10 protein-coding genes are annotated in these 12435 nt (G+C 38.9%); 6 read left to right on the forward strand and 4 right to left on the reverse strand.

The window, feature by feature from the left end:
* Window positions 1-2104 precede the first annotated feature (2104 nt).
* The 4 genes from AC3RVF_RS03055 to AC3RVF_RS03070 all read right to left on the reverse strand — a co-directional run bounded on the left by AC3RVF_RS03055 (window position 2105) and on the right by AC3RVF_RS03070 (window position 5325).
* A complete protein-coding gene (locus AC3RVF_RS03055; RefSeq protein WP_489691173.1) occupies window positions 2105-2284 on the reverse strand; it encodes a hypothetical protein in 180 nt (59 codons plus the stop codon).
* 28 nt (window positions 2285-2312) lie between these two features.
* The gene (locus AC3RVF_RS03060) at window positions 2313-2750 is read right to left on the reverse strand and encodes a DUF5675 family protein (protein WP_489691172.1); all 438 of its coding nucleotides are present in this window, start codon (window positions 2748-2750) and stop codon (window positions 2313-2315) included.
* Between the two features lie 2 nt (window positions 2751-2752).
* Window positions 2753-3508: a hypothetical protein gene (locus tag AC3RVF_RS03065; RefSeq protein WP_489692713.1), complete on the reverse strand. Its 756-nt coding sequence runs from the start codon at window positions 3506-3508 to the stop codon at window positions 2753-2755.
* Window positions 3509-4497: 989 nt separating this feature from the next.
* Window positions 4498-5325, reverse strand: coding sequence for an RteC domain-containing protein (locus tag AC3RVF_RS03070; RefSeq protein WP_489692714.1), 828 nt, complete (start codon window positions 5323-5325; stop codon window positions 4498-4500).
* A 179-nt stretch (window positions 5326-5504) separates the two neighbouring features.
* Here AC3RVF_RS03070 and AC3RVF_RS03075 point away from each other — a divergent pair, with 179 nt between their 5' ends.
* The 6 genes from AC3RVF_RS03075 (at window position 5505) to AC3RVF_RS03100 (ending at window position 12327) form a co-directional block, all read left to right on the forward strand.
* Window positions 5505-6203, forward strand: coding sequence for a LytR/AlgR family response regulator transcription factor (locus tag AC3RVF_RS03075; RefSeq protein ID WP_489692715.1), 699 nt, complete (start codon window positions 5505-5507; stop codon window positions 6201-6203).
* Between the two features lie 210 nt (window positions 6204-6413).
* Window positions 6414-6572 carry a hypothetical protein gene (locus AC3RVF_RS03080; protein ID WP_489691168.1) on the forward strand — a complete coding sequence of 53 codons (159 nt, stop codon included), beginning with the start codon at window positions 6414-6416 and terminating at the stop codon, window positions 6570-6572.
* A 79-nt stretch (window positions 6573-6651) separates the two neighbouring features.
* Complete coding sequence (locus AC3RVF_RS03085) at window positions 6652-8673, forward strand: tetratricopeptide repeat-containing sensor histidine kinase (RefSeq protein WP_489692716.1); 2022 nt, start codon at window positions 6652-6654, stop codon at window positions 8671-8673.
* Window positions 8674-8675: 2 nt separating this feature from the next.
* On the forward strand, window positions 8676-9356 hold the full coding sequence (locus AC3RVF_RS03090) for a response regulator (protein ID WP_489692717.1): 681 nt from the start codon (window positions 8676-8678) through the stop codon (window positions 9354-9356).
* An 888-nt stretch (window positions 9357-10244) separates the two neighbouring features.
* Window positions 10245-11741 carry a MauE/DoxX family redox-associated membrane protein gene (locus tag AC3RVF_RS03095; protein WP_489692718.1) on the forward strand — a complete coding sequence of 499 codons (1497 nt, stop codon included), beginning with the start codon at window positions 10245-10247 and terminating at the stop codon, window positions 11739-11741.
* A 337-nt stretch (window positions 11742-12078) separates the two neighbouring features.
* On the forward strand, window positions 12079-12327 hold the full coding sequence (locus AC3RVF_RS03100; RefSeq protein WP_489692719.1) for a DUF6520 family protein: 249 nt from the start codon (window positions 12079-12081) through the stop codon (window positions 12325-12327).
* Window positions 12328-12435 lie beyond the last annotated feature (108 nt).

The following is a 12435-nucleotide window of genomic DNA, read 5'->3' on the forward strand; positions in this document are numbered from 1 at the left end:
TTGAATTAGTGTTAATAGTAATTATTAAAACTTAGAATTCAATAGATTCAAGGGGAGATGCAAAGGTAGGAATATTTATGAAATATATGTAGGATTGAGGGAGGGAAAAATGAGATGGCGGTGTTCTGTTGTCGGTTGTCTGTTGTCGGTTGTCTGTTGTCTGTTGTCTGTTGTGGGTTGTGTTGCTCCTCATTGGAGATTAGGGATTGGGTGCTAAAGGGCCCCCAACCCACCGCGGCGGAAGCTTTGGCGATTTATGTAATATTTATAGATGGAATGCTATTTAGTTATCTTCATTTTTCAAGTAGTAATAAGAGCTCCTTCCCTTTATATCGAATTTAATTTAGAAAACTAAATGATATTACAAGGGAAGGTGGCAGCTGGGAATAATTATAATTTGATGCTGAATATAAATACCAGCTGACGGAAGGGTTGAAACTATAAGTAGGGCCTTCGACTTTAATTCGGCTTCGCTCGGGAGGGGCTGCTTACTCTGACATTTTGCTTAGCCTGAGATATTGCTTGGCTCGACAGGTATCCTTTAAAAGGGGTTCGACTGCCCTTCGGCTCCGCTCAGGACAGGCTACTCACCCTGACAGTAGGACTGCCCTTCGGCTCCGCTCAGGACGGGCTACTCACCCTGACATTACGTTCACCAAGACATTGTGCTCAATAAGACATATTGCTTAGCCTGGTATTTGGAGGTGCGAAAAGAGTACGGAAAGTTAAGTCCCCCAACCCGCTGCGGCGGGGAGTTTGTTTGGGTAATTAAATTCAGGTTTATAGGTGTAATGTTATTTAGTTATCTTCATTTTTCAAGTCGTAATAAGAGCTCCTTCCCTTTATATCGAATTTAATTTAGAGAACTAAATGATCTTACAAGGGAAGGTGGCAGCTGGGAATAATTATAATTTGATGCTGAATATAACTACCAGCTGACGGAAGGGTTGAAACTATAAGTGAGCCCTTCGACTTTAATTCGGCTTCGCTCGGGAGGGGGTGCTTACTCTGACATTTTGCTTAGCCTGAGATATTGCTTGGCTCGACAGGTATCCTTTAAAAGGGGTTCGACTGCCCTTCGGCTCCGCTCAGGACGGGCTAAGTATTCTGACAACATAGTGTTGATGGGGGGGCGACTGCCCTTCGTCTCCCCCGCCCGTTACAGACTTCTCACACTGACGACTGGCTTATCCCAATTGTTTGGTCATCCCGCTGTCACACTGAGCGCAGTCGAAGTGCGGTGTAGGGGAAATGTTGTTGATCTTACTAGGAGGGGTAATTTGGAGTTGGTTTGGGGTGTTGCTGGCATTGAAGTTCTGTTAGGCGAAAGGGGTTCGACTGCGCTCACCCTGACAACATAGTGTTGAAGGGGGTTCGACAGTCCTTCGACTGTGCTTAGGACAGGCGGCTCATCGTGACATATTGCTTGGACTTGCATTTGGATTGGCTCGGCATTCTGATAGCACAAGGGGTTCGACTGCGCTCACCCTGACATTTGGCTTGCTTTGATGTATTGGTAATACCGTTGTCACACTGAGCGCAGTCGAAGTGCGTTGTAGTTCGAAATAATGTTATTATAACTTTGAGGTTTGTACTGGGTTGCTTTTGAGGTGTTGTTTGCAATGGCATACTGCTGAAGAAGGGGTTCGACTATTTTATTTCAGCAGGGGCAGTTTTATATCTAAGCGGGTTCGACTGCGCTCACCCTGACATTTTGCTTACCCTGACAGTTGGGTTGCGTTGACTTTTTGATTGCGTTGATGTTTTGTTAGACAACGGGGTTCGACTGCCCTTCGGCTCCGCTCAGGACAGGCTACTCACCCTGACATTTGGTTTGTGTTGATGTTTTGTTATGTGTGGGGGTTGGCATGAGAAAAGGGGCCGGTTTTTTTTTGGGGCCCCTTTGGGTTATTTGGTTTTTTTATTTCTTTTGGACTTTCCTAGTTTGGGTTTTAGGAAGAGGTTCAATAAACAGGACATTAAGAAACTGACCACCGCGCCTATTGAGGCTAGGATGACGGTGAGTAAGATATCTTCGGCACGAATTACGCTTAGGGAGGAAAGGAAAGTTCCTCCAGCAGTACCCAACCATATTTGACCGTGTTTAATATCCATCATCATTGTCTTTTGATTCTTCATCAGGAATTACGTCTTCTACCGCTGCTTGACTTATAGCGCTAACTACTGTTCCTACAACTACTGCATAAGTAGCTATCGTGATTAGCCAGGTGGGTAAGCTAACAGGAGCGGCTAGAATTGTACCGCCTACTGTGGCAAAACTCAAGCCTAGGTTTCTTATAATTCGAAAGAATCTAGGTGTTGGTTTTTTGAATCTGTTTAAGATATTCATATCGATTCGAATTAATATTAATGGTTACTTTTTCTCGCCTTTCCACTGCTTGATGGAAAATGGAAAGTACTTTTCCCAAAGCGAGTTTTGAATAGATACCCTTCCCTACTCCTGTGAGTTGCTTCACTGGAGCTATACAACCTCGCAATTCCTTTAGCGCGGAATTTGCAGGGTGCAAGAGAATTAAGCTTCTGTTATGTACGTCGAGTACTTCCAAATGATTTTTAAACTTTGGTGAGTACCGAGCTTTAAGTTCATATTTGCCTTCTGGGATGCAGGAAATGTTGCGCTTGTTTTCCTTCCACGGAAGCTCTATGGTGAAACAGACGAAGTGTCCGTTTAAAGTGAGGGTACCATTGGTACCCCCACTCTTATAAACCCTCGTTAATATAAACTCCATTATTAAACGGTGTCTATTTTAACAATGGACAGGGCATTTTTGGCCCCATTTTTTAACGGATAGAACTCTCCATTCACCTCTTGGTAAAATTCTACGCCCAATAGTTGGATAACTGGGAGCGTAAGATTTGGTTTTAGAAGAACGTTCATTTCACTAGCCATAACTTCTGGCTGCGTGTACGGAAGTATACCGGTGTCTGCCGCTGCAAATACAGCCTCCTCTCCATCGAAGTCTATGGCTACTGCGCCTAGATTCAATTTGAAGTGGGTTGTACCACTTGGTGCTGCTATGCCAATAGCAGGACTAAATGCGTCTAGATTAACAGTAGCTTCTCCCGAAACTCGATCGAAGTCCATTGCGTATTCTAAGTAAACAGCAGTGCTGAGAGGGGCTTCAATATTAAAATCGAAGCCTTTCAGTATCTGAATATTCCCGTTGGGTATAGTCCGTTGACCTCGCGGACTAATTGGGTCGGTTTTAATGATTGCCAACAGGACGGTCATTAATCTACTAACAACTCGTCTGTCTTTGGCATTGATCATTTGTTGCCGAACTGCGTTACGCAGTAATTTTCCGCCACGACCTGCACGGCCGAATTCGGAATTGTTTTCCCGGGTTCTTTGAAACTTGGGATCGTGTAGCAGTTTGTTCCTCTCTATTCCGCCTTTAGCGCGGGCAAGGTGACCATCTGCAGTTTTGTAAAAGGCAATATCTTCGATAGTACCTTTTAACTTGATAATTCCAGCTTGTTTTGCCATAATTAAAAAATTTAAAGTTAGCTGCAAAGATGCGGTCCTGAAAAAGCGAATGTTCACAAGTTGGGTGCATCTTGGGTACGATTTATTTTTGGAAAATAGCCCGATTGTAGCGGCTGTGAGGGTTGAGGAAGTTGAATTTTATTTGAATAAAAAATTGGAGTCTGAAAAGGTTGTTAAAAGGCGTGAAAAAAAGTTTTTTAGGGAGATTATTTGAAAGAAGTGGTGGGGAATTGGGATAGAATATTTTAATATAAATCTTCTAAAAGTATGAAAATACTGAGGTATGATGGGAGTTAGTGTTATTTGTTTTTACCCAAGATGAGACCAAGTTGGGTGTTGGGAAATTTGGTGCTTTTTGCATATTAATTTATTTTGTAGGAAAAATTTGATGAATTCCTACGATCTAATGGCTTTGCTATGGCTTTGGTATGGCTATGGGGTGAGTATGGGGTGGGTGGGGATTTATGGGTTGGGGATTACCACGAATACACGAATTATTTATTGTTGGGGTTAGTGTGTGTTCCAAGCGGGGTGCATGCCGAGGGAGAGGTTGCTTCGGGCACTCCTATCGTCGCTTTCTCGCAATGACCCTTCGACTACGCTCAGGACAGGCTACTGACCCTGACAGTCTACTGGCATTGAACATCTTGCTATACAAGGGGGTTCGACTGCGCTCACCCTGACATTGGACTGCCCTTCGGCTCCGCTCAGGACGGGCTACTCACCCTGACATAGGTACTGCGGGATGCAATTTGATTATGTTCATTTTTCAAGCACCAATATGAGCTCCTTCCCTTTACAACGAGTTTAATTTAGAGAACTAAATGATCTTACAAGGGAAGGTGGCAGCTGGGAATAATTATAATTCGATGCTGAATATATATCAGCTGACGGAAGGGTTCTAGCTGTAAATGGGACTCACGACTGAAGGGAATCAGTTCATATCCATTATTTGATGTTTTTTTTAATTTGAGATTTAAGATGTGGGATTATCCATCTACTTCTATGATTTTTCGCTGGAGGCTAGTTTTTAGGGTTTTGAAGAGTTTTGATTGTTTGCTCTTGCGGGTGCGGATTTCTAGGAAGGTGCGGTAGTAATCGCCTAGTTTTATTGTGAATAGGGTTTCCAATCCTTCGGCTAGTTCTTTAATTGGGGCATTGCCGTGGTTTACTAAGCCTGATGCTTGAAGTGCGTAAACTAGTTCTACTAAATCTACCTTTAGGCCTGTCCATTTTAGGTTGGAAGTTTGTGGTTTGTTATTGAAAGGAAAATTTATTTTAGATAAGGCTTTTGAAAAGTGATCAAGAAGCAATTGATTGGCAATAAATTTTGCCATTAATAAATCGTGGGTAGTAGAAAATTGAGAGTCGGTACAATAGAAAAATTCATAGGGATGAAAATTGATTTGTCCGTTAGCTCTTGTGAAGTATTCTTTATCGCGGTCTGTTCTTTTTAGAAGTTGGTATGTATAGAATTCTTCGTTTGCTAAATACAGTGACTGTAAGGCTGAAAGCTGATTTTTTAAATGCTTTTTTATTGCTTTTTTACCGCATTTTGGTTTGGATGTTTCAAAGGATGCAAGCTTTAAATAGAAAATTAATTTACCTACCACCTGCGGTTTTATATTTTTAAAAAATGAGCATTCTGCATCCAGATTTTTAAATCCGTTAGAAATTACCAATTCACGTAATTTTTCGAGAGTGGTCTTACAGGCATTTATTGCAGTATGGATTTCAAGAAGAATAGATTCTGATTCTAGATTTACGGAAGATAATTGTTGTTCCAGCTCTTTTTGGATATTGAGATATGGTAACATATTGTACTGTTTTAAAGGATTAAACAGGGGGCGTTCCAATTAAAATACGATCAAAAATATGGCTATTGTTAGTAATGAATGGGATGAACCTCCATACTAATAGTAGGGAGAAACCATACTTGCCAGTTCAAAAAATGACGTAGTATGGAGGTATAAAGGATACAATTGTGTTTAGAGTATTGGCAGTAGTAAAAGATTTTATTAGGATTCAGAATTTACTTGAGCAGCAGGTTGATACACTAGACTATTTTGAATTTACATTTTCTGATATGCCTGAATTTATAGGGGAACTTATCAGTAAACACAGGCCAGACATCATTTTAATGGATTTGGATTTTATCAATAAGCCGAATGATTTCATCTCAGAAATTAAATCCAGTTTTAGCTATCTACCATTATTAATTGGGCTATGCACAGATTACCAAACGGGGTATTTGGCATTGAAAAATGGTTTTTGCGATACTATAATTAAACCCATTACTTCTATCCTACTTATACAAGCATTACAAAAATGCAAGATTGCACTATTGAACAAAGAGCGCTCAATTTCCATTACCTCTCCTAAAGAGGTTCGATATCTAAGAAGCACGGATATCCGCATGTTGCAGGCAGACAACAATTATGTAATTATAGGGCTTGCGGATGGTGAAAGTTTTACTGTGTTTAATACCCTTTCGCATTTTCAGACAAACTTGTGCATACCTTTTTTAAGGGTGCATAAAAGCTATATAATAAATGCACACTTTGTAACAAGAATTAATTATGGGAAGAAGTTTTTGAAATTAAAAGGGTGCGATAGCTGCATACCTTTTACTAAGAAATATAAAGAAGAGTTAGTATTGATTGATATTTTAAAGAGAGAAGGTGTATTGATGTAACCATGAATAGTAGGCATTTTACCATGTAAACAGTTAGTTATGAAAGAAACAAGGTAGTAATTACAAGGGTACAGAACTTACTTCAATAATTTTAGTATACGGAAGTTGCTCTCCGGGCTAGATTACTCTAGTCTTTCAAGGTGCACCATTGAATATAATCTATCAAGGCGATGGATGGAACTTTTATTCAACACCTTAATTCATTTAATTATGAAACTTCGACATGTAATTACTTTACTAGGCATTGCAATTTTGGGCCTAAGCTCTTGCACCCCTACCAATTTGGAGGGGCAAATGCAACAGGAGGATCGAAATCCGGTTAGTACGGGCGACGATTTGAGCATTCGCACAGACAACGGAAGAGACTGATTCACTTACCGTTAATCGAAAAGTCTTTTCACATTGGAAAGGCTTTTCTTAATTTTATAGTGGCTTTAAAGCATTTAAAATGAATAAAGTAACTATATACACATTCTATTTAATCGCAGGAATTAGTTTTATGTTTCTTGCACAATGTAATGAGCCTATAGTAAATTCTCAGAATGCCGAAACAAAGATAGATTCGTTATTGCAATTAAAACTTTCAACCCCTACTAGAGAATTTTCTAACGAAATAATAAGTGAGGCTATTAAAATAGCGGCTGCCACTAAGAGTGACAGTTTAAAAATGGTTTGTTATAACAAGATAGCATACGCAATTGCCGAAGAAGCAGATTCTTTGTTGTTCTACAATATAAATGGGAAAGCACTTATACTTGCGAACCAAAGAAAAGACAACGGATTTATTGGACAGACACATTGGAATTATGGCATGCACTATTTGGGAAGGGATCTTTACAGCAAGAGTTATGCACATTACGAAAAGGCATATCACCATTTTAATAACTCGAATACCTATTACGCCGGCAAAATGCTATATCATATGGCGTATATAAAATCTAGGATTAAGGATTATACAGGGAGTGAAATTTTATTGTATAAGGCTATTTTAATTTTTAAGTCATTAGAGAAAACGCAACAACTCTATTTGTGTTACAATCTTTTGGGGGCGGTTTATGATAATTTAAACGAATATGACGACGCGCTAAAACAGTACCAAATAGCTTATCAGTATTTAGACAAAGTAGAAACTAATTCACTACACCTTCAAGATCATCAGAACAATATAGGCGTATTGTATCAGAAATTAGGAAAACAGGAAGAGGCTGTAGCGCTATTTGATGAAGCTCTAGGTTTTAAGGGTCTAAGAGAGCGGGACGCTGCATTATACGCACGTTTAATAGACAATCGCGCATATAGTCAGTTTTTAATGGGGATAAAACGGCAGCTGCCGGAAATTTATTTAAACGCTTTAGCTATACGTGACAGCATTGAGAATAAGCCAGGTATGGTTATGAGCCATATTCATCTAACGAGCTATTACTTAAGTGTGGAGGATACTGTAAAAGCATTTAATCACGGTTCGCAGGCATATACCTTAGGGCGGGAATTAGCGCTGAATCGGGATACACTTGGTGCGTTGTTATTATTGGCAGAAATTGATCCAGAAAATAGTGGGCGCTATTTAAGGGAGCATATAGAACTAAATGAGACTTTAAACCAGAGAGAGCGGGAGTTACGCAATAAATTTACAAGAATAGAGTACGATACTGATAATTATATAAAGGAAAACGAGCGCTTGCTGCGTGATAAAACGTGGATAACGGTAGGAAGTGCTGCTGTAACGCTAATATTAATATTATTGATAGTAATCTTTAAGCAAGGCAGTAAAAATAAGGCACTAGCCTTTGAGGCGCAACAACAAAAAGCTGACGAGAAGATATATTTGCTAAGCTTAGAACAACAAGCTAGTCTGGAGAGAGGAAGACTGCAGGAACGCAAGCGTGTAGCCGAGGAACTGCACGATGGCGTATTGGCAAGAATGATTGGAACACGGTTAATTTGGGAGTTTTTAAAAGTAAAAGGCGATACGGAAACTTTAAGGAAACATCGAAATAATTTAGCTGAAATGCAGCAGTTAGAGACTGAAATTAGGGATATCGCTAGAGATATGCTCAATGAAGTATTTATAACTGAATCAATTTATATTCAAACTATTGAAAAGTTGCTGAAAAAGTGGGAAAAACAGGGGCGCTATAAGATTGAATTAAAAGTTGAGGAGCGGGAAATATGGGAAGAATTACCCGACTTTACTAAAGCAAATATGTATAAAATCATAGAGGAAGCGCTACACAATATTACGGAACATGCTGATGCTACACTTGTAACCATAAACTTTAAAATTGTAAGTGTGTTTCTAGAATTGCATATAGTAGATAACGGAATAGGATTTAAACCGCGCCTTACGGGGAAAGGGATTGGCATAAAGAATATGAAATCGAGAACTGAAAAATTAAATGGGAAGTTTACAATAAAAAGTGCCCCCGATAAAGGCACTACAATATTTATAAGTATTCCTTTAAACGAATAACAATGAAAACAAAACATTTAAACACACTGATAATTGATGACCATCCTTTGCTTATTGATGCATATAAAAGTGCGCTTTTAGAAATTGAATTGCAAAATGATGAATGGGCATTTAACATACACGAGGCTGATAGTTGTGATGCTGCCTTGATGGAATTAGAGAGAATACATTCGAATACTTCTCTAGATTTAGTTTTTTTAGATATCAAATTGCCACCCGCAAGCGATGGTTCTCATCTTTCAGGGGAGGATTTGGGGATTGAAATTAGAGAGAAATGGCCTAATGCTAAGATAGTAGTGGCTACTACATTTAATGATAACTATAGGATTCAGAATATTTTTAAAAGTATAAATCCGGAAGGGTTTTTAATAAAGAGTGATATTAATGCCGAAACATTAGGAGCGGCACTAATCGTTGTACTTACAGCGCCACCGTACTATAGCAGAACAGTTATTCAGGCGATACGCAAGTATATTAGTCACGATTATTTATTAGACAAATGGGATCGTTCTATGCTCTATGAACTGTCTCAAGGCACCAAAATGAAGGAATTACCCAGCCTGTTACCTTTTTCAATGGGAGCTCTCGAAAAGCGCAAGAGCAAGTTGAAGGTAATTTTTGACATTCAACAGGGCGAAGACAGGGAGTTATTGATGCGAGCTAGAGAACATGGGTTTATCTGACTAGCTTATTGAAAAGGTTGTTTTTGTTGGATAGTTGGATAGTTGGATAGTTGGATAGATGGATGATACGTTTTCATTAGCACTTCGACTGCGCTCAGTGTGACATTGTTGTTGAATTGTTGAGTTGTTTAATTGGTAATGGGGATTCATTTAATGTAGGAAATAAAGGTGACCGAGTGGATTTTAGCTAGCGAAGCGGAGCTGAAATTTGTATCGAGGTTAGCGGCTGCGGAGGTTAGACCACTTGATGCGCACTATTACGTTGGGCAATTCGACTACACTAAGTTTAACAAGCTAACAACTCTGAAATATTCCTTGGCCTAACATACTGCTTAATCGGACTTTTCGTTAAAACAAGGGGTTCGACTCCCCTTCGACTCCCCTTCGGCTACGCTCAGGACAGGCTACTCACCCTGACATATTTCTGGGAATTTGGATTCATTTAAAGTAGGAAACAAAGGTGACCGAGTTAATTTTAGCAAGCGCAGCGGAGCTAAAATTTGTATCGAGGTTAGCGGATTGTGGGAACGAAATCGAAATCGAAATCGAAAAGTTACTTCGGGAATACGGAAATACTCGTGTTAGGTGGTGGGATTTGTGGGTGCGTTTTCATAAGCACTTCGACTGCCCTTCGACTGCGCTCAGGACGGGCTGCTCAGTGTGACATATGTGTTTAATTGGTATTGTGGATTTATTTAAAGTAGGAAACAAAGGTGACCGAGTGAATTTTAGCAAGCACAGCGGAGCTAAAATTTATATCGAGGTTAGTGGAATGGGAGAAACCGTTGAAAAAGTAAGTTTAATCCGCCGAAAGGGTAAGCCTAATTTCCACTATTATAAAACCTTAGTTCCTAATTTTATGTATGCTAATTCAGTATATATAAAATTATGATAGATAGGGCGAACATTTTGAAATTCACTAGGAAACACACCAATGTTGTAGTGTCTTATCTCTTCGTTTTGTTATTCCTATATGCTGCGGTAAATAAAATATTGGATTTTGAAAATTTCAAATACCAACTCGCTCAATCGCCGTTACTAAGCGCTTATGCTGGTAAGATAGTCTGGCTGGTACCAAGCGCAGAAATATTAATCGCCATTCTATTAATCTTCTGTCGTTTTAGGAAAGTTGCGCTCTATGCAGGTTTTACATTAATGGTAATGTTTACCGCCTACATTTTTATCATTCTTAATTACTCTGACTTTATTCCCTGTTCTTGTGGGGGTGTTTTAGAAGCAATGAGTTGGACACAACACCTCATATTTAATGTGTTTTTTATCGTCTTGGCGGGGATGGCAATTTTATTAACAAATAGCCTAAGTATTAAAAGAAAATTATTACTACTTATTTCATTAGCTTTTTTAGCTATTGGATTGGTTATAATGCTCTTTCTGTTATCAGAGAAAAAGATGCATAGGAATAATGCTTTTCAGAGAAGGTTTGTGCCACATCCTATAAAATTAATTGAGGCGACAAATCTCAAATTTGATTCTTATTATATAGCAGGGATAAAAGATGGTATTATTTATTTAGGAAATGTGACAGCGCCATTGAATGTAATGGAGTTAGACAGGGATTTTAAAAATAGGAAAGAACATAGAATACAACTGGAAGCTATGGAGCTCCCCTATCAGCGTATTCAAATAGATATTAGTCCTCCGGATTTTTATGTTAGTGATGGCACTGTGCCAATAATACAAAAGGGCAGTATTACGAATTGGAAAGCGCATACACTTTCAAGAGATCAATTTTACTTTTCGAGTATAATTCCTGTCAATGATGATAGATTTATTGTAAGAACAATAGATGGACAGACCAAGCAGCAAGTAATAGCTAGTTATACTTCTACTCTATTTCACTTAAACAAAAACTTTAATCTAATTGGAGCTCAAACAAATTCAATATTTGAAACTGATGGGCAATTGCTTGCTGGAGCGACAGACGGTAAATTCATATATGTTTTTTACTATAAAAATGAATATGTTGTCTTCGATGAAAAACTAAACTTAGATTATACAGGCAAGACAATTGATACAATTTCGCAAGCACAAGTTGAACTTATCCACAATTCCAACACTAATGAAATTAAACTTAGTGGTAATACTGTGGTTGTAAACAAGCAAGCTACTATAGCTGGCGATTATTTGTATATAATTTCCGATCGACTTGGTGCATTTGAGAAAAAAGAAATCTTGGATCGTGCGACTATTGTAGATGTATATAAGATTTCTGGAAAAACGTATGAATTTAGTTTTTATATATATGATTATAAAGGGTTTAAAGTTTCGCAGTTTCAAGTTGAAGATAAGGCTCTATACGCGCTGATGGGGGATTATTTGGTGCGTTATGAGTTGAGTGGGGAATATTTTCTTGAGTTTGATTGATGGTTGGAAGATGAAGGGATGAAGGGACTAAGGGACGAATGGACGAAGAGACGAATGGACGGAAGGGACGAAGAGACGAAAGGACGAAGAGACGAAAGGACGAAGGGACGAATGGACGAAGAGACAAAAGGACAAAGGGGCTAAGAGAAAGAGGACGAATGATGAAAATGGAAATATTCAAATCTCCTATGGATTTTAAATTTCGTTATAATGCTTCAAATTTTAAGTTAACATAGTGATTAATAATATAAACGCATACTAGCGCAAGTATCAGGAAGTAAGATTGAACACCTGTAGAAAAAAGTAGATCGTTTTATAAATTTAAATTATTTCAAACATGAAAAATTTAAAAATGAATTGGGCGCTGCCAATATTGGCGGTAGCCTTTGCAGTAAGTGCGGCTTTTGCGAGCCAGGAGACTGTTGCTGATAGTTCATTGGAGCAAGGTTATGTGCATAGCACACAGCCCTGTAAAAAGGCTATACAATGCCATACCGATGGGCTCATTCAATGTACCTCCGGCGGAAACCTTGTTTTTGCCATGGACGGATCCACTGGATGTGATAGACCTTTGTATTTTAATTAGTGTAAAGGGTTGAGTAGGGAAAGAGGCTGTCTGGAAGGGCGGTCTCTTTTTTTTGTGGGAAATTGGTGGGATTAGGGAATTGTTAATTTGTTAATTGGTGTATTGTTT

Source organism: Aequorivita sp. IT1183, from assembly GCF_058068265.1.

Coding starts and splice junctions, on each gene's coding strand:
- AC3RVF_RS03085 (WP_489692716.1), top strand. CDS start 6,652: ATGAATAAAGTAACTATATACACATTCTATTTAATCGCAGGAATTAGT.
- AC3RVF_RS03080 (WP_489691168.1), top strand. CDS start 6,414: ATGAAACTTCGACATGTAATTACTTTACTAGGCATTGCAATTTTGGGC.
- AC3RVF_RS03060 (WP_489691172.1), bottom strand. CDS start 2,750: ATGGAGTTTATATTAACGAGGGTTTATAAGAGTGGGGGTACCAATGGT.
- AC3RVF_RS03095 (WP_489692718.1), top strand. CDS start 10,245: ATGATAGATAGGGCGAACATTTTGAAATTCACTAGGAAACACACCAAT.
- AC3RVF_RS03090 (WP_489692717.1), top strand. CDS start 8,676: ATGAAAACAAAACATTTAAACACACTGATAATTGATGACCATCCTTTG.
- AC3RVF_RS03100 (WP_489692719.1), top strand. CDS start 12,079: ATGAAAAATTTAAAAATGAATTGGGCGCTGCCAATATTGGCGGTAGCC.
- AC3RVF_RS03070 (WP_489692714.1), bottom strand. CDS start 5,325: ATGTTACCATATCTCAATATCCAAAAAGAGCTGGAACAACAATTATCT.
- AC3RVF_RS03065 (WP_489692713.1), bottom strand. CDS start 3,508: ATGGCAAAACAAGCTGGAATTATCAAGTTAAAAGGTACTATCGAAGAT.